The sequence below is a fragment of the Pseudarthrobacter humi genome (assembly GCF_024294965.1).
In the GTDB taxonomy this organism is placed as follows: Bacteria; Actinomycetota; Actinomycetes; order Actinomycetales; family Micrococcaceae; genus Arthrobacter; species Arthrobacter humi.
In genome coordinates this window covers 172,188-190,055 of sequence record NZ_JANCLV010000004.1, presented here as the reverse complement: position 1 = coordinate 190,055, position 17,868 = coordinate 172,188, and the positions used below count along the sequence as shown (strand labels likewise).

17 protein-coding genes are annotated in these 17,868 nt (G+C 62.1%); 10 read left to right on the top strand and 7 right to left on the bottom strand.

Translation table 11 applies throughout. The features are described 5' to 3' along the window. Positions 1 to 79: 79 nt before the first annotated feature. Positions 80 to 568 carry an inorganic diphosphatase gene (locus NFC73_RS08085; protein ID WP_056347687.1) on the bottom strand — a complete coding sequence of 163 codons (489 nt, stop codon included), beginning with the start codon at positions 566 to 568 and terminating at the stop codon, positions 80 to 82. Positions 569 to 722: 154 nt separating this feature from the next. Between NFC73_RS08085 and dacB the strand changes: the two genes are divergently transcribed. The 5 genes from dacB (at position 723) to hpt (ending at position 6,723) form a co-directional block, all read left to right on the top strand. Continuing rightward, positions 723 to 2,219, top strand: coding sequence for a D-alanyl-D-alanine carboxypeptidase/D-alanyl-D-alanine endopeptidase (dacB, locus tag NFC73_RS08080; RefSeq protein ID WP_372494601.1), 1,497 nt, complete (start codon positions 723 to 725; stop codon positions 2,217 to 2,219). Positions 2,220 to 2,727: 508 nt separating this feature from the next. Continuing rightward, on the top strand, positions 2,728 to 3,699 hold the full coding sequence (locus NFC73_RS08075; RefSeq protein ID WP_254749152.1) for a hypothetical protein: 972 nt from the start codon (positions 2,728 to 2,730) through the stop codon (positions 3,697 to 3,699). 132 nt (positions 3,700 to 3,831) lie between these two features. After that, entirely contained in the window at positions 3,832 to 4,965 is a 1,134-nt protein-coding gene (locus NFC73_RS08070) for an Rv3626c family coenzyme F420 biosynthesis-associated protein (RefSeq protein ID WP_056347689.1), read from the top strand. 114 nt (positions 4,966 to 5,079) lie between these two features. After that, positions 5,080 to 6,141, top strand: a complete 1,062-nt coding sequence (gene tilS / locus NFC73_RS08065; protein WP_254749151.1) for a tRNA lysidine(34) synthetase TilS — start codon at positions 5,080 to 5,082, stop codon at positions 6,139 to 6,141. A gap of 30 nt (positions 6,142 to 6,171) precedes the next feature. Next, positions 6,172 to 6,723, top strand: a complete 552-nt coding sequence (hpt, locus tag NFC73_RS08060; protein WP_056347981.1) for a hypoxanthine phosphoribosyltransferase — start codon at positions 6,172 to 6,174, stop codon at positions 6,721 to 6,723. A gap of 209 nt (positions 6,724 to 6,932) precedes the next feature. On the opposite strand, the gene NFC73_RS08055 is transcribed toward hpt, so the two are convergent. From NFC73_RS08055 to NFC73_RS08030, 6 genes are all read right to left on the bottom strand, one after another. Further along, on the bottom strand, positions 6,933 to 8,093 hold the full coding sequence (locus tag NFC73_RS08055; protein ID WP_254749150.1) for a LacI family DNA-binding transcriptional regulator: 1,161 nt from the start codon (positions 8,091 to 8,093) through the stop codon (positions 6,933 to 6,935). 77 nt (positions 8,094 to 8,170) lie between these two features. Then, on the bottom strand, positions 8,171 to 8,962 hold the full coding sequence (locus NFC73_RS08050; protein WP_254749149.1) for a sugar phosphate isomerase/epimerase family protein: 792 nt from the start codon (positions 8,960 to 8,962) through the stop codon (positions 8,171 to 8,173). Between the two features lie 62 nt (positions 8,963 to 9,024). Next, positions 9,025 to 9,852, bottom strand: a complete 828-nt coding sequence (locus NFC73_RS08045; protein ID WP_254749148.1) for a carbohydrate ABC transporter permease — start codon at positions 9,850 to 9,852, stop codon at positions 9,025 to 9,027. Continuing rightward, complete coding sequence (locus NFC73_RS08040) at positions 9,849 to 10,799, bottom strand: carbohydrate ABC transporter permease (RefSeq protein ID WP_254749147.1); 951 nt, start codon at positions 10,797 to 10,799, stop codon at positions 9,849 to 9,851. The genes NFC73_RS08045 and NFC73_RS08040 overlap by 4 nt, the downstream gene beginning before the upstream one ends. After that, entirely contained in the window at positions 10,796 to 11,713 is a 918-nt protein-coding gene (locus tag NFC73_RS08035; RefSeq protein WP_254749145.1) for a zinc-binding dehydrogenase, read from the bottom strand. The genes NFC73_RS08040 and NFC73_RS08035 overlap by 4 nt, the downstream gene beginning before the upstream one ends. A gap of 65 nt (positions 11,714 to 11,778) precedes the next feature. Then, on the bottom strand, positions 11,779 to 12,978 hold the full coding sequence (locus tag NFC73_RS08030; protein ID WP_254749143.1) for an ABC transporter substrate-binding protein: 1,200 nt from the start codon (positions 12,976 to 12,978) through the stop codon (positions 11,779 to 11,781). 365 nt (positions 12,979 to 13,343) lie between these two features. Between NFC73_RS08030 and NFC73_RS08025 the strand changes: the two genes are divergently transcribed. Genes NFC73_RS08025 through NFC73_RS08005 form a run of 5 tightly spaced genes read left to right on the top strand, consistent with a single transcriptional unit; the run spans position 13,344 to position 17,680 of the window. After that, positions 13,344 to 14,471 (top strand): Gfo/Idh/MocA family protein, encoded by a 1,128-nt coding sequence (locus NFC73_RS08025; protein ID WP_254749141.1) that lies wholly within the window; start codon positions 13,344 to 13,346, stop codon positions 14,469 to 14,471. A 34-nt stretch (positions 14,472 to 14,505) separates the two neighbouring features. Next, complete coding sequence (locus NFC73_RS08020; protein WP_254749139.1) at positions 14,506 to 15,141, top strand: GntR family transcriptional regulator; 636 nt, start codon at positions 14,506 to 14,508, stop codon at positions 15,139 to 15,141. A gap of 13 nt (positions 15,142 to 15,154) precedes the next feature. Then, complete coding sequence (locus NFC73_RS08015) at positions 15,155 to 15,538, top strand: cupin domain-containing protein (protein ID WP_254749137.1); 384 nt, start codon at positions 15,155 to 15,157, stop codon at positions 15,536 to 15,538. Between the two features lie 41 nt (positions 15,539 to 15,579). Further along, the gene (locus NFC73_RS08010; RefSeq protein WP_254749135.1) at positions 15,580 to 16,857 is read left to right on the top strand and encodes a Tm-1-like ATP-binding domain-containing protein; all 1,278 of its coding nucleotides are present in this window, start codon (positions 15,580 to 15,582) and stop codon (positions 16,855 to 16,857) included. Next, positions 16,850 to 17,680, top strand: a complete 831-nt coding sequence (locus NFC73_RS08005) for a phosphoenolpyruvate hydrolase family protein (RefSeq protein ID WP_254749133.1) — start codon at positions 16,850 to 16,852, stop codon at positions 17,678 to 17,680. The genes NFC73_RS08010 and NFC73_RS08005 overlap by 8 nt, the downstream gene beginning before the upstream one ends. The last annotated feature ends 188 nt before the right edge of the window (positions 17,681 to 17,868 follow it).

The window sequence follows — 17,868 nt, the reverse complement described above, 5'->3', positions numbered from 1 at the left end:
ACAACGCGGGGTCACTTCCTGCCCAATTCCGGAGATGGAATGGGCAGGAAGTGACCCCGCGTTGCTGAGACCGCGCGGACTAGTGCGCTGCCGGCACGTAACGCTTGATGGAGGCTTCCAGCTCGGCCTCGGCGGCGGCGCGGTCGCCCCAGCCCTCGGCCTTGACCCACTTGCCCGGCTCCAGGTCCTTGTAGCGGGTAAAGAAGTGCTCGATTTCCTTGATCAGGAATTCGCTGACATCGCTGATTTCCTGGATGTGGTCAAAGCGGGCATCAACCGGGACGCACAGGACCTTGGCGTCGCCGCCGCCGTCGTCGGTCATGTTGAAAACGCCGATGGGGCGGGACTCAACGATGACGCCGGGGTGCAGGTCGAAGTCCTGCAGGAGCACCAGTGCGTCCAGCGGGTCGCCGTCTTCGCCCAGGGTGTTCTCGAAGAAACCGTAGTGCGTGGGGTACTGCATGGAGGTGAAGAGGACGCGGTCCAGGCGGACGCGGCCGGTCTCGTGGTCAACTTCGTACTTGACGCGGGATCCCTTGGGGATCTCGATGGTCACGTCATGCTTCATGGAATGCTCCTCGGCAATTGCAGGGGGTTCGCGGCACAGGAGACGAACAACAAAAAGGAGTGTCCGTGCCGCCGACTACTATTGAGGATATAGCGAGAGGCCCAGGTTTCAGGAACTTGCGGGGAAATTTCAGGACTTGAGGACCAGCACCAACATGAAGGAAACATCGGGCTTCGGCGCGTTCAGGGACGGATTCCGGCGAACGTTCCACCGCGGACTGCGTTCCTGGCCCACCGCGCTGCTCCTGGCCGTGATCGTCATGCTGGCCCTCCCGGCGGCATGGCTGGTTGCCCCTGCTTTCGTCAGCCCGCCTCCTGCGGCGACACCCGAAGTGCCCGCCTGGCAGCAGGCCCCCACCGCGCTTTCCGCCAGAATGGGCCTTTCTCCGCTCTCGGCGTCGGCGCCCGCGCCGCTGCCCTCCGCGGTCGCCGCTCAGTTGGACGGATTTTTAAAGCCCGACGGCGACGGCAGCTTCACGGGGCTGGTCCAGGATGCGCTCACTGGCCAGGTCCTGTTTGACCGCGGCGGTTCGGAGAGCCGGATTCCCGCCTCCAATATGAAGCTGCTCACTGCCGTGGCCGCCCTCCGCGCAATCGGGCCGGACCACCGTTTCAGCACCAAGGTCCTGGCGGGGCCCGCTGCCAACCAGGTGGTGCTCACCGGCGGCGGCGACGTCCTCCTGGGTGACGGGGAATCCGCGCCCAACCAGGTGATGGGCCACGCCGGACTCGCCACCCTCGCCACGTCCACTGTGAACGCGCTCCAAACCGCAGGAACAACCGGCGAGCTGACGGTCCTGGTTAACGACTCCCTGTTCACCGGCCCAACGCTGAACCCCGCCTGGGCAGACGGGGACGTTGCCGCGGGCGAGGTTGCCCCGCTGTACCCGCTTGCGCTGAACTCGGCGCGCTTTGACCCGGCCGTGACCACCGGCCCCCGCCCGCAGGACTCAGCAATCACCGCCGCCGAGGCGTTTACCGCGCAGCTCAAGACGGCGGGTGCCGCTGCGGGACTCACGGTAGCGGCCGGCGTCGAACGTTACACCGCACCCTCGGGCGATGCGCCCCGGGCAGAAGAGCCGGCGGTCCTTGCCGAGGTCCAGTCCGCAACGGTCGGCCAGCAGGTGGATCTCATGCTGCAGACCTCGGACAACTACCTGGCAGAGGTCCTGGGCCGGATGGCCTCGGCGGCTGCGGGGGAGCCTGCCAGCAACGACGGCGCCACCGGAGCAGTCCGCGCACAGCTCGCGGATTTGGGCATCCCTACGGACGCCATGCGGCTCGCGGACGTGTCCGGGCTGGCGCTGGCCAACCAGGTCTCCGCCCGCCAGTTCGCGGAAGTGGTGCGTGCCATCACCAGCGGGACCAACACGCGTTTGCGGGCCGCGCTGGATGGATTTCCGGTCGCGGGGCTGACCGGAACACTGGACACCCGCTATGTCAATGGCTCCACGGCCCGCGGCGCCGGCCTGGTGAGGGCCAAGACCGGGACCCTGAATTCGGTCATCGCCCTCAGCGGCTACGTGGTGGACGCCGACGGCCGGCTCCTGGTCTTCTCCTTCATCGGCAACGACCTGAAGCCCGGCGCCGCCGGGAACAGGGAAGCCCTGGACCGGGCCGCCACCGCGCTCGCCGCCTGCGGCTGCCGCTGACCTGCTCCTCACGCAACCGGGTTCCTACCGCAACCGCTGCCCTGCACCGCAATAGCGGTGCCGGGCAACACCGTTCGTGCGGGTGCTGACCGCTGTAATGCGGGCCTGCTCTTTTGGGTACACCTACTTGCGGCGCGGCGGGCGGAAAAGCAGGTACCGGCTACTCGTGACACTCGACGGAGGCCAGCCCTAGGCTCAACCACACGCGGACTCCGTGTGTTCGGCTACGCAGAGGACATCCGCCGTTGAAACGTGACGAAGGGGGAGGCTGGTGTCCATTTCCGATCAAACTCCGACGCCGCCCCCACCCACTCCCGCCAGGACGCGGACGGCATGACCTTGTGCTCGAGGCCGCGCGTTCGGCGGCTCGCCGCGGCCCATAGATGGCGTCTTCGGATCGCCTCAGATCCGGCGCGGTTTCGACAGCGCTGCCCCTCGGTGGGCTCCGAAACGGGGCGCCCGTGGCAGTTGCTGAAAGCAATGAATTCCGACAGCGAAGGCCACAATCATGTTCCAGCCACATAGGCGACTATTAGCCCTCAGTTCCGCTTTCACGCTGCTCCTGACGATGTCGACTGTGGCGTCGTGCGGTGCGCCGGATGCCGGGCAGGCACAGCCCAACTCCACCGGCACTTCGGGGCCGGCATCGCCGTCAGGGTCACCGACAGCGACATCGCAGGCGCCAGAGCTGTGCGGGCCAGGGTCTGCGGTCAGCTTCGACAAGACGGCTTTCCAAAGCTCTCCGACGATCGACAACAAGTGGTTTCCGCTAAAGCCAGGCACCGTGTATACCACCACCGGCACGGTCGCCGCTGAAGATGGCACCACCGAACGCAGGGTCACACACACCGTAACCGGCCTGACCAAGGTCATTGACGGGGTGAAAACCCTGGTGATGTGGGACCGTGATTACCAGGACGGGGCGCTGGTTGAATCGGAGCTGGCCTTTTTTGCCCAGGATAACGCTGGAGCGGTTTGGCTCTTCGGTGAGTATCCCGAGGAGTTCGAAAACGAGAAATTTATGGGGGCGCCCAATACTTTCATTCACGGGATTTCGGGGAGCCAAGCCGGAATTGCAATGCAAGCGAAGCCACGGACCGGCACGCCGGAATATGTTCAGGCTCACGCGGCCTCAGTAGGTTTCCTCGATTGCGCGCGTGCCTACGAGGACAACGTGGCGCTATGCGTCCCCACCGACTGCTACGAAGGCGTGCTGGTGATTGATGAGCACAATCCGCTGGAGCCGGATGTAGGCCACCAGCGTAAGTTCTATTCGGCCGGTACTGGGCTGGTAAGGGTGACAGCCGAGGGCGGCGTGAAACAGGAAACCTTGGACCTCGAAAAAATCGAAAAGCTCTCTGACGCCCAACTGGCCGACGTCAATGAACAAGCACTTGAGCTCGACGAGCACGGATATGAGGTCAGTAAGGACGTCTACGCCAAGACCGCTCCTGCCGAACTTGCCACCAAGACTCCGTGACGCGAGTATAAGGACAGCGCAACCGGTCGATTTCTGAAACGAACCACAGGCGCGGGTCACCGATGCCCCGAGCCGTTCGCCGGTCAGCGAACTTAAGGACCATCCGCCGTCGGCTGTGATGTGATGGGGACTATGGAGTCCACTGCGCGTGATTCGTCAGCCCCGGCATCATCCAGCCCGGCCCAGGCCCTGATCAACTGGGACCTGGCCGCGTCCACGGCGGCCCGGCTGGCCTCCGCGGGGCCAACCCTCAACTCGGCGGAAATCGGCGAAGCCGTGGACAGCCTGCGCCGCCTCGCGGACGCCTCCGTCCCGCACGTCCACGAAATCACTGGCCTCGAAGCCGCACGGGACCTCCGCGACTCCTCTGTCCTGGTGGTGGACCGGGCCAGCTGGGCCAAGGCAAACACACAGAGCTTTGCCGTGATGCTCAAGCCCGCCATGGATAAAATGCTCGAAAGCCGACGCGGCAACGTCAGCCCGGCGGCGGCAAGCGTCAGCGGCGCCATCACGGGCAGCCAGCTCGGCGCTGTCCTGGCGTTCCTGTCCAGCAAGGTCCTGGGCCAGTACGATCCGTTCGCCGCGTTGGCCGAAGGTTCCAAAGCGCCCGCCGCCGGCCGCCTGTTGCTTGTGGCGCCCAACATCGTGGCCGTGGAGCGCGAGCTCAACGTCGCACCGGACGATTTCAGGCTCTGGGTCTGCCTGCACGAACAGACTCACCGGGTGCAGTTCGCGGCTGCGCCCTGGCTCCGCCACCACATGCTTTCCGAGATCGACAACCTCAGCGGGCACCTGCTGGGCAACGTAGATTCGCTGATGGAGCGTGCCTCCGCCGCCGCGCGTTCCCTCAAGGACCGGACCGCCACCGGTAATACTCCCGGCCGCGGCGCCATCCTGGACCTGCTGCAGAACCCCGAGGAAAAGGCGTCACTATCCCACCTGACGGCCGTGATGAGCCTGCTGGAGGGCCACGCCAACGTTGTGATGGACGCCGTCGACGCCAGTATCGTCCCTTCCGTCAGGACCATCCGGCAGCGCTTCACCGACCGCGGCAAGGACCGCGGCGTGATGGAGAAATTCATCCGCAGCCTCCTGGGCCTGGACGCCAAGATGCGCCAGTATTCCGACGGCGCCAAGTTTGTCCGCGCTGTAGTGGACGTGGCCGGGATGGAGGGCTTTAACCGCGTGTGGGAATCCGCGGACAACCTCCCGACTGAGCCCGAAATCCACGACGCCAAGCTGTGGGTCGACCGGATGGGCTTGTAGGTGCCGTACGCCCCAAACGTGCCGGACGCCCCAAAAGTGCCGGAAGCCCGCACGGCTTCAAGCGGACGACGACGGCCTGGCCGGCTCGCGCCCGTCGTCGGCAAGGCTCGCAAAATGGTCCAGAACGCCCTGGCGGACGCCGGCTATCCGGCCCATGTGCTCGTGGCCTGCAGCGGTGGCCCGGATTCGATGGCCCTCGCTGCGGTGGCGGCCTATTTCGCCCGCCGCGGCCACGTTGACGGGCACCCACTGACGGTCGGCGCCGTCGTGGTTGACCACCAGCTGCAGGAAGGCTCGGCCCAGGTGGCTGCGGCCACAGTCCACGCACTGAAGGAACTGGGCCTTTCCCCCGTGGACCTCAGGACCGTCACCGTCGCCAGCACCGGGATGGGCCCGGAGGCCGCCGCCCGGGATGCCCGCCATGCAGCGTTGGAGGCGGCCGCCCAGGAGCACCGAGCCGCGGCCATCCTGCTCGGCCACACCCTGGACGACCAGGCCGAACAGGTCCTGCTGGGTCTTGCCCGCGGCTCCGGCACGCGCTCGCTGGCTGGAATGCGGCCTGCCCGCGGCCTGTTGCTCCGGCCCTTCCTCGGCCTGCGCCGCGCAGACACCCTGGAGATCTGCGATGTCGAAGACCTCGAGCCCTGGCACGATCCCAGCAATGCAGACCCGTCGTTTGCCCGCTCCCGGACCAGGGTGGAAGTACTGCCGATGCTCGAGGAAAAACTCGGGCCCGGCGTGGCTGAATCCCTGGCCCGGACAGCGTCCATCCTGCAGTTGGACGCCGACTATCTGGAGGACGTGGCAGATCGCACATTTGCAGCCTTGGCCGAGCGGTCCGGACCGGAGGTCAGCCTCCCGGAGGAGGCTTTGGGGGAACTTTCCCCGGCCATCAGGTTCCGGGTCATCGCCAAGGCAGCGGCCGACGTCGGGGGTCAACAGCCCAGCTACCAGCGCCTTTTGGCAGCGGAGGCGCTGCTGCGCCGGCAGGGTTCCGCCGGTCCCGTGGAGCTGCCTGGCGGTGTGAGCGTGTACCGGCTGTCCCTCGCCGAACTGGCCCAGCGGGACGCGGCGGAAACGCGGCCCGACGGTCCCGACGGCGGCGCCCATGTTCCCCGTGAAGCGGCCCGCTGTGGGAAGCTAGTATTCCGGCCTCAAAAACCGCCCCAAGAATAGTCGCACCCCGCATCTACACAGGAGCCATTGGTGGATTCAAACGACGTCCAGGCAGACCTCAAGCACGTTCTCTACACCAAGGAACAGATCCAACAGCGGATCGCGGAGCTCGCTGCGCAGATCGACAAGGACTACGAAGGCCGCGAAATCCTTCTGGTCGGTGTACTCAAGGGCGCTGTGATGGTTATGGCCGACCTCGCCCGCGCGCTCCACAGCCACGTTTCGATGGACTGGATGGCAGTGTCCTCTTACGGCTCCGGCACCCAGTCCTCGGGTGTTGTCCGGATCCTCAAGGACCTGGACACGGACCTGATGGGCAAGGACGTCCTGATCGTCGAAGACATCATTGACTCCGGCCTGACCCTGTCCTGGCTCAAGACCAACCTGGAATCCCGCGGCACCGCTTCCGTGGAGATCTGCACCGCCTTCCGCAAGCCCACGGCCGCCAAGGTGGAGATCGACGTCAAGTACGTCGGCTACGACATCCCCAACGAGTTCGTGGTGGGCTACGGCCTGGACTACGCCGAGAAGTACCGCAACCTGGACTTCGTGGGCACCCTCGCCCCGCACGTTTACGAGTAAAGACTCAGGCACGGCATTGCCGGCGGCGGCCTCTTCGGAGGCCGCCGCGGGCATTTAAGGCGCCGAACGTACAGGGTCGGAAACTTACGTCTTCCTGTTTGGGGCTTGCCCTCAAATGAGAAGCCAGATGCGTGATCGGCAATGTGGATCCGACACTGGCGTGAGATTCTGGGAAAACCCACCGAGATTACCGCCCGCAGGAGGACATCTCAGGCCCGTCGCCTAAGTTCTGCCTCTATCTCGTGGCGGCGGCACCGTGCTGGGGACATTTTCCGGGCCGACACCCTGCCGCTGGAGCCCCGTTGGACAAGCTCTGTCACTATGGTCGGGACACCAGATGACAGCGCTGTCCCGTGTAGGAGGTCCAATAGGAGTGTGGCAGCGCCCGAGCCGCACTCCTCTCGGGGTGATCGCACGGTGGTAAGCGGCGGTGTGGTGAAACCGGCCCCAAAGATGTCATCGAAGCCCACGATGCTGATCTCGTCCGGAACCACCATTCCGGCCGCCTGGAGTTCCTGCATCAGCCCGAAAGCTAGGAGGTCATTAGAGGTCAGCACGGCCGTGACACCGCTGGCCCGGACGTCTTGCGCAACCTGCCGACCGCCGTCGACCGTGGGTCTGCTGGAGTCCAGGCGAACGGCGTCGAGCCTGGAGAACTCGCACGATGCCTGCACGGCTTCCCAGCGGCGGATGGACATCGGGGACTGCGGCGGCCCGGCAACAAAGGCAACCTTGGTGTGTCCGTTGGCGGCCAGACTGCGGACAGCCTCCCTGATACCCTTGCTTTCGTCGGGTACCACGCACGGCACGCCGTCTACCTCGCGGTTGATGACCACCACGGGCTTGTCGCGGGCGAGGGTCCGGATGTCATCGTCATCCATACACGGGCTGGCAAGGATGAGACCGTCCACGGTGGCCATCATGCGGCGGGCTGCGATCAGCTCAGTCACCGTCGAATCCGCTGAGCCAGCAAGCGCCAAAGTGTAATTGCGGACAGTAGCGGTGATCCCCGCGCCCCGGATGATGTCGAAGGACGCTGGACTGGTGAGGTCCGCGACTATGAGCCCGAACGTGTTGGTGCGGCCAGTATGCAGTGCCCGGGCGAACGGGTTAGCGTGGAAATTCAGCCCGGTGGCGGCAGCCTCAATGAGCTTCTGCGTCCTGGCACTGACCCGGCCGGACTTGCTCAGCGCCCGGGACACAGTGGACGGATTGACGCCGGCAACCATCGCAACGTCGTAGATAGTGGCGTTTGATTTTCCGTTCCGGGCCGAGTTCATGGAGGCTGCCGGCACGGACTGTCCAGCCGTGACCGCATTCTGCCGCTGGCCGGCACCGTTGACCACGATGGTGTCCTGTCCCAAAACCATTCGCAGATCATCGGATAGTGACAACTCGGCGGATGGTTGTGGCTGGGCGCCATTGCTGGCGCCCAGCCACGCTTGCCCTATTTGATCCATTCCTGGAGCAGCCCTGAGTATTGCGGAAGCGCAATCTCGGGCTCTTCGAGTTCCGGGCGTTGGAACTTGAGCCAGTTCAGCGAAAGCCATCCGCCGAAATCTGCCTGCTTCAGTGTTTCGACCGATTCCCGGACGGGTACGGCTCCGAAGCCGAGCAGAACCGGGTCCCACAGCTCGCCCGCGCCCGGCCGGGCGTCCTTCACATGGATTTGAGCGATCCGGTCACCCAATGACGACCAAACCTCGTGGGGGGAACTTTTGCCCACCGCGTACGTGTTGTGAACATCCCAAAGTACGCCTACATGAGGGCTGGGGATGTTGGCGAACACGTCTTCCATGACGGATAAGGCAGAGAATGCGTCATGAGTCTCCAGCAGTACCTGAACGCTGGCGGCCTCAGCGATGGACGCAGCTTCGTTCAGGCGCTTGGAGACCTGCTCGACGGCTTCTTCATATCGGACTGAACTGGGATAGCGGCCTCCCCAAACACGAACGACGGGTGCGCCGACGGCGGCAGCTGAAGCACAGAACTCCTCCAACTGTCCGGCCCATTCGGGTCCGTCGACGGCCAATGCGATGGACGTGTCGATCGAGGCGACTTTGATGTCACCTAGAGTCTCGAGCACCTCCGCAGACCGCCCGATAAGTGTTGACGGCTCAACGACCTTGCCGTCGAGCACGCGAAGTTCGATGCCTTGGTATCCGAATGTGTGCGCTGCGGATGCAGCCTGCGCCAGACTCCAGCCAGGGCAGGCAACCGTACTGAATGAAAGATTCATGTCATGTGTCCTTGTGTTCTTTTTCGTCCGCCAGATCCATGGGCGGCTGGCATGGTGATCAGTTACTTCAGCGAACCGGCGACAAGTCCTTGCGTGAATGACCTCTGAAGGAGGATGTACACGAATGCCGACGGCACAATGGCCAGCACCATGCCGGCGAACAGTGGACCGTAATTGGCAACATCCGAATTGGCGAATATCACCAGCCCAGTGGGAATGGTTCTGCTCTTGTCCGAGGTCAAGAGCAGAAGTGCCAACAGGTACTCGTTCCACGCCTGCAAAAAGCTGAAGACTGCGAGGGCGAGCACCCCCGGCTTGGAGAGCGGCAGCATGATGCGGACAAAGATTGTCCATTCGGAGGCGCCGTCGATTTTGGCCGCTTCACTGAGTTGCTCCGGGAGGTCACGGTAGAAGCCGCGCATGAGGAATACAGCAAAGGGCGTTCCGGTGCCCACGAGGACGAGAATGAGTCCCCAGATGTTGTCGGATAGTCCATACCCTTTGATCTGGTAAAACACCGGAATCATGATCGTCTGGATGGGGAGCGTGAGACCGAACACGTATATGTAGAAGACAGGTGTGACCCGGCGGATTGAGAGCTTCGCGAAGGCGTACCCCGCCGGACACGCCACGAGAATTCCGACTGCCGTTGCCACAATGGCGGAGAAGAGGCTATTGCCGAAGTATGCGCCGAGGTTCCCCTCTGTCCACGCCGTGGCGAAGTTTTCCCAGCGCCATGTACTTGGCAGGCCCAGAGATTCGCCGAATATCTCGGAGTTGTTCTTGAATGCGCTCAGTATCACCCAGATGAAGGGTACGAGGATGGCAAAGGCGATGATTGCCATCACCGCAACTAGCACGTTGGCCCGAATCAAGATGCGTAGTTTCACGCTTCCGACCTCCTGTCTCTCCATCGGTTGAATAGGACGGTCAGGATGATGACCAGGAATCCGAGCGTCAGTCCCCCTGCGGCGGCCCGTGACACCTCTCCGTACTGGAACGCTTGGCGGTATAGGTATACGGATATGAGTTCTGTCGATGTACCCGGGCCGCCCTGGGTCATCGCCCATACGCTCCCGAACCCTTTAAGTGCGCTGATGAACCCGAGGATCAGCACAACGGTTGTCGCGTTGTGGAGGCTGGGGAGCGTGATGTGACGGAACTGTTGGATGGCAGATGCGCCGTCCACACGGGCTGCCTCATATAGGCCGGGGTCTATGTTCTGGATCGCAGCAAGATAGATCACCATGTAAAAGCCGAAGGCCTGCCAGGCGCTGGTTACCGCCACAGCAACCAGCGCCGTCTGGGGGTCTCCCAGCCAGGCTCTGGTAAGAGCGGACAGCCCAACGCCGTTCAGTACCTGATTAAGAACGCCGATTCCCGGATCGTATAGCTGTGCCCAGATAACACCAACCACGCTGAGTGAGAGTACATGCGGCAGGAACGTCAGCGTTCGAAACAGTCCCCTGCCCCATCGGAGGTTCGCCAGAAGCACCGCCAGGAACAGCCCACCGCCGATTGCGAGGACGACGTGCAGAACCCACCAAACGACCGTGAGCCACAGCGATGACAGAAGCCGCAGATCCGTCCACGTATCGATGAATGTCTCGAGCCCAACAAAGTTCATCGTTGCGGATAGGCCGTTCCAGTCAAAGAACGAAAGGCGAAAGGCTTCTGCAACCGGCAGGAAGAGGAACAGCACTATGAAAACGGCCGAGGGAGCAAGGAAGAGTGCAGAGAGCGTCCAGCTGGAGGTCCGGCGGAATTTCCTAGTATGCCCGCCCTGATTCTTGGAGATGCTCCTTTCGAGGTCCGTTCCCTCGGCGGTGGAGATCATCCGGCCCTCCGGGCGACAACCTTGCCCTCTGTCCGGCGTTCCTTGAGCGCTGTCAGTCCCTGGTTCAGTTCGGACCACTCAACTTCGAGCGCCACGTGGGCCTCAAGGGCGCCAGACTTGACGAGATCGGCGAGGTACGTCAGGTCGATTCCGAAGCTGTCCAGGTCACTTTGCCAGATGAAGAAGCCCCGCAGGCAGCTGCCGGGACCGTTTCGGAAGTCAGCAAAGCGAAGCTGAGCCGGCGCTCCTCCTGCGATTCCATAAGTGACAACCGTCCCGTTTGCGCCGACGGAGCGAATCGCAGCCTCCAGAACCGGTCCGCCCACGCCGTCGATGACAAAGTCGAACGGTCCCGCGAGTTCAGCCGGATCTGAGACTACTTCGCTGGCTCTTAGCGAAGAAATAGACGGCTTCCGCTCGGGAGTGCTTACCAACGCGGTGACGCTCGCCCCGGATTGCTCCGCAAGCTGGACAGCAAAGCGTCCGACGGCCCCGGAAGCTCCCGTAACAAGAATCCGTTTGCCCGCTACGTTGCCGAGACTGCGGATAAGTCGGAGGGCGGTAAGGCCCGCAATTCCAAGTGTTGACCCTTGGCTGGATGAAACATCGTCCGGCAATAGGCCAAGCTGGCCGACCGGAACGGCGATCTGTTCCGCCCACGCCCCGCTGCGGACGACTCCGGCAACGCGGTCGCCGACCCGGGGTCCCTTGCCGGACAGGGCCTCCGCCGTTACCCGTCCTGCGAAATCCCAGCCAGGCTGCGCTCCGGCTTCACTGAGTCCGCCAAACTCCCCGCGGTTCAAAGATACGGCTTCGACCGAGATCACAGCGCTGTCGCGCTCCGCAGCCGGGTTCGGTGCGTCCATCAGGGTAACTGCTTCGGACAGATCGGGGGTTGCGATGTATGCCTTCAAGTGATTTTCTCCTGTTGATTTGACGCGCCTGTCAGCGCGCCGGTTGATTCGGGGACGGTGTGGGGCTAGCCCGCAGCTTTGGCTTGGGAAAGCGCCGACTGGATCTCGGCCATAGCCTGTTCTGGCGTCTTTTGCTTCGTGACTATGGCTTGCGGTGCTTGATACCAGGCCGCCACGGCCTTGGCGGGGAGGAAGACGCTTGGGTTGTATCCTGCTCCGTCGACATTGTTGGATGCAGCGTCCAGCATCGGGCCCATAGAGACGCCCGCTGGCAGCTTGCGTGCCGGAACGGAATTGAAACCGCCGCTCTTTAGCGCCATGGTGACGTATTCTTCACTGGCCACCCATCGAAGCCAGTCGCGTGAGGCTTTGGGGGCGTGAGAGTTCGGGTTCATTACCCAGCTGGTTCCAAGCCCTGCCGTGGCCGCCGGCGCCTGACCGGGGTTTGGTGAGGGCATGAGGAACGACCCAAACTGCGAAATGTCGACCTTGTCGTTGGTTTCAGCACGAATGAGGTGTGTCTGGCCGAGTACGGTCATCGCGCCCCGGCCCTGGAAAAAGGCGGCCATCGATTGGTCTGATCCCAGGGCTGAGGCTTGTCCGCCATCGATATATCCCTGATCAACGAAGTCGCTGAGGGTTTGGCCCGCCCTAATCAACGCCGGCTGGTCGAATTTTCCGTCCTCGTATATGACCTCGGTCATCGCTTGCGTACCTGCCACTGCTTGGACGATGTTGCCAAACATCCATCCGCCCTGCAGGTTGTCACGGAAGCCGGCAACAATCGGGAGCACGCCAGTGTCCTTGACTGCAGCACAGATGTGTAGGAATTCTTCCCATGTTTTTGGTTCAGCGAGTCCGAGTCGCGCGAAGATTGCCTTGTTGTAATACACCTGGAAGACGTCAATCCCGCTGACTACTTCCGAGTATTTGCCCTCCGAATACGCGTCGAGTTGCTTCAGCACGTACGGACGAAGATTGGTGGTGAGGTTCTCTTCGGAGTAGATCGCATTGATTTCCGGAATGAGTCCATTCTTGATCAGCTGACCTACGCGCGCCGGACCTGCCGAAAGCTCAAGGACATCCGGGCCTCCCCCCGAACGCAAGATTGTCTGGACCGAACCGTCCTCGAATTTTGGCTGCTGATTGGTAAACGTGACAGTCACGTTGGGGTGATCCTGCTCAAACTTCGCAATCGCATCCTTCATGAAAGGCCGTTCGAGTGCTGTCACCTGCAAAGTAACCGGCCCCTCCTCATCGGCCATCGGTGTCTGACTTCCTCCTGGTGGGGCGCTGCTGCAGGCCGCGAGCAGGACAGTAGCGGCGGCAAGAGCGATTAGGGTCGTGACCCTTTTTTGATACATGACACTCCTCATTGAGTCTGGCATGCCAGCCGATTGGGTGGTATGCCAACGCTAAAGTCGCTCGAGTGCCATGTCAAGACCCTCCAAGAAGATGCCCGGGTGTTGCGGCCTTGACGGCCTCGGATCAAGGTGCAACGATAGGCATACCAAAGTCAGTCTTGGCATACCAGCACTGTTGGTGTTCGTCCAACAGTCCCGATGCCGTCCGACAAGGTGAATGCGCCGCAGATTCCTGCGTGCCCCAATGGTGAGGATAAGGATCAACGATGTTGGAAACTATCAAGAAGCCCTTTAACTACGAGGGCGGAGCAATCCGCTACGCCCACGAATATCCGCGGCGGCTCCGGGTCTGCGCGGTCGGCGCCGGACGACACCCGTATTTCAACACGCTGCCGGTCCTGAGGTTTGCTCCTGTTGATCTTGTCGGAATCAGTGACCTCAACGAAGAACGGGCGGAGGCGGCGGCCCGCGCTTTCGGAGCAACGAAGGCATACACCGACCATCGGGAAATGTTCGCCGCTGAGCGTCCAGAAGCCGTATTCATCGTGACCAGCTATGACAAGGACGGCCGGTCGCCGGGGACTCAAATCGCACTCGATGCGATTGCCGCCGGGGCAAACGTTTGGATGGAGAAACCCACCGGGGTATCGGTCCACGAGATCGAAGAGATTAAGGCCGCCGCAGATGCCGCCGGCAAGACGGTCATGACGGGACTGAAAAAGATGTTCACCCCCGGGGTGGAGCGCGTAAAGGAGATCATTTCAAACGGAGAGTTCGGAACGCCGGCTTCCATTACAGTCCGATATCCCCAGATCATTCCGCCGATGGAAGAGCGCGGAGACCTGCATGCCGTCTACGGACTGCTGGACCACATCTGGCATCCGATGGCCACGATTCTCCACCTGATGGGCACCGTCGATAAGTTCACGTATGAATGGGAACCCAAATCGCAGAGTTCAATCCTGCTGCTGCGCTTCGCCTCAGGGGCCATCGGTACCCTTCACTTCGCTGCCGGTATTTCTGGTTCCAGTCCCCTGGAACGGGTCGAGGTTGTGGGCCAGAACGCAAACGTCGTCCTGGAGAACGGCGTGGACCTGACGTACTACCGACCCTCACCCGGCCCGGACTATGGCGGCGCAAGCTACCTCGTGCCAACCGAATCGGCCGCTCTCACCTGGTCCCCGGAGTTCTCTCACGGCGCCCTGTTCAACAACGGCAACTTTCTCCTTGGTTACTTCAATGAGATCAATCAGTTCTGCCACAGCGTCCTCGCCGAAGAGCCGGTCACAAAGGGAACGCTCGATCAGTGCCTGGAGATCATCCGCATCTTCGAAGCCATCCGCACCCATCCGTCTGGGGTTTTCATCGACCTCAAGGGCGATAGCGTGAAGTAATCGAACCGTATACGCCAAACTTGGAGGGGCTCCCATGGGGAATCTAAACGACAGTACCTATGAACGAATTTGGGGACTCGTGCTTGAGGGGGAGCTCCTCCCCGGAGATCGGCTTGACGAACGGATTCTCGCAGCACGGCTGCAGGTCAGCAGGACGCCCGTACGTGAAGCCATCAACAGGCTGGTCCAGGACCGGATCGTCGCAAGGATCCCGTACAAAGGAAACACAATTGTGGCCCTGAGTCGGAAAAACATCAGTGACGTCTACGTCACCCGCCAGGAACTGGAAGGGCTCGCCGTCAAACTCGCCCTTCCGCGGATGTCGGATCTAGACATCCAGCATTGTGCCGAGCTCGTCCGGCAGTGCGACGAAGCCCTGGAAAACGGGGACTTAGTTGCCTATGGCGATTTTGACCGGCAATTACATGAATTCATCGTGACGAAAAGCGAAAACACTGCTGTTGAGCACATGCTGTCGCTGTTGAGCCGTCAGATCCAGATGGTCCGCGCTATTGGAAACCGGCAACCTCACATAGCCGAAGATGCAGCTGTCAACAGGCACCTCTTTCTGGAGGCGCTCCAGACACGCAATCCCGAGCGGGCATCGGAGCTTCTCAAAAAACACATCGACGATGTGCGGTTATCCGTCATCGCAAATATCACTGACTAAGACAGGAAAAAGCATGAGCAAGGGTGAAACGTTTTCCCGAGACACGGCGCACAGCGTCAACGCTTCATGGGGATCTCTGACGTGGCTCGTCAACGCGGAGCTTGTCTCAGGGGCAGAGCAAACCATCGGCGTCGTGACCATCCAGCCCGGCCACTCAAATGACGCACACCGGCACCCGAACTGCGAGGAGGTCATCTACGTCATGAGTGGCCAATGCGATCAGCGGGTTGGCGACAGCATTCGGCCGCTGACAGCCGGCGAAGGTGTCGTGATTCCCAGAGGAGTGCCACATTCATCCATAAACACCGGCGACGAAGTCCTCAACGTTCTGGTTTCCTACTCCTCCCCAAACCGGGTTGTCGAACCCGTAGGCGTCCCCGCCGACGTGCACACCTAAAAACCACCCAGCTTCACTCAACGACGACGTTAGGAGGCAACATGCCAACCATTGCCCTACTGGGGACCATGGACACGAAGGGCACGGAGTACAGCTGGGTGAAGCAGCGACTCCACGAACTGGGGTGCTCCTCAGTCCTGATTGACTGCGGGATTTTCGACCCCGCACTCGCCCCCGACATTGACGCCGACACGGTCGCCCGGGCGGCCGGATCCAGCCTCGCGGCGCTCCGCGATCAGCACGACAGAGGTGCTGCCATGTCCGTCATGGCTAACGGCGCGGGCGCCGTGCTGACCAGGCTCTTAGCCGACGGTGATATGGACGGTGTCCTTGCCCTCGGCGGGTCGGGCGGGTCGTCCATCGCCGGTGCCGCAATGCAGCAACTGCCCATCGGGGTGCCCAAACTTCTCGTATCTACGATGGCAAGTGGTGACGTCTCTCCCTACATCGGGACCGCCGATGTCACACTGATGTACAGCATCGTCGACATTGCCGGAATCAACAGCATCTCCCGGAAAATCCTCGGAAACGCCGCCGCCGCCATGGCAGGAATGGCGTCATCGGATCCACGCGAAACTGAACCGGCAACGACGTCGGAAAAACAGCTGATCGCTGCCTCGATGTTCGGCGTCACAACGACCGGGGTGACAGCCGCGCGCGACCATCTGGAGGCACTGGGCTACGAAGTGCTCGTGTTCCATGCCACCGGGTCGGGCGGGCGTTCCATGGAACGCCTCATCACTTCAGGTTTCTTTGCCGGTGTCCTCGACCTCACCACTACGGAACTGGCCGACGAATTGGTCGGTGGAGTACTAAGCGCTGGAGCCAGCAGACTCGACGCCGCCGGAAAGAATGCGGTCCCACAGGTCGTCAGCCTGGGAGCACTGGACATGGTCAATTTCGGTCCTTTGGCGACGGTGCCAGAGGCCTTCCGCCAACGCCAACTCCACGTTCACAATGACACGATTACGTTGATGAGGACGACCAGGGCTGAAAACGAGACACTTGGGCGAATCATCGGAGCGAAACTCAGCGCCGCGACTGGTCAGGCCACCCTGTTCGTCCCGCTCCATGGCCTCTCAGCCCTGGACATCAGTGACGGTCCGTTCTGGGACCCGGGCGCTGATTCCGCGCTTCTCGAAGCCCTACGCGGGGAACTGAAAAACAGTGCCGTCAACATCATCGAGATGGAGGCCTCAATTAACGATCGGACATTCGCAGTGGCGGCTGCGGAGGAGCTAGACCGGCTGATCAAGGACGACAATTCACATCGCCGCGTTCAGCCGCAGGGAAGAAATGCAGGGACACCGCATGAATGAACGAAACGCAGTCATGGAACAGTTCCGCGCGAAGATTCGGGCGGGCAGGCCGATCATCGGCGCCGGCGCCGGGACCGGGATCTCTGCAAAATGTGCCGAGGACGGCGGAGCAGACCTCATCATCATCTACAACTCGGGACGGTACAGGATGGCCGGGCGCGGATCGCTGGCAGGCCTGCTCCCCTATGGCGACGCCAACGCCATCGTCGTGGACATGTCCAGGGAAGTTCTCCCTGTGGTTCAACAGACCCCCGTCCTGGCGGGCGTCTGCGGGACCGACCCATTTCGACAGATGCCTGTCCTTCTGGGCCAGCTCGCAGGGCTGGGGTTCGCCGGCGTGCAGAACTTTCCCACGGTGGGACTCTTTGACGGGGTGTTCCGCCAGAATCTTGAAGAGACAGGGATGGGCTACCAACTCGAAGTTGAAATGATCCAGGAGGCGCATCAGCGCGGAATGCTCACGGCACCCTACGTATTTGATGAAGACCAAGCGCGAGCCATGACCAACGCCGGCGCGGACGTGCTGGTGGCCCATGTTGGGCTGACAACCAGCGGGACCATCGGTGCCAGCACTGCAATGAGCTTCGATCAAGCCATCACGCGCATCCAGGCCATACGCGATGCCGCCGTCGCCGTACGCCCGGACGTTATCGTTTTATGCCACGGCGGTCCCCTAGCCAATCCTGAGGATGCAGCTCACGTCCTCAACGCCACAACGGGCGTGGCCGGATTCTTTGGCGCATCGTCAATGGAACGACTGCCAACAGAACAGGCCATCACAGCCCGCGTACGCGACTTCGCCGGAATCACGCTTAACAACTAACGCACCCCAATGGGAACCCGTGGGGGAGGTTGCTGACACGCCCCGCAACTTCCCCCCACCTGCGACGCAACGACACCGTTTGTGGCTGAAGGCTGTTGCCGGTCGGCTAGCATCCCGGCAACAACCGAGCAGGCCGAGAGACGTTTTCCTGCCCAGCGTCAAGGTGAGCCGCTCTCGCCAAAACTCTC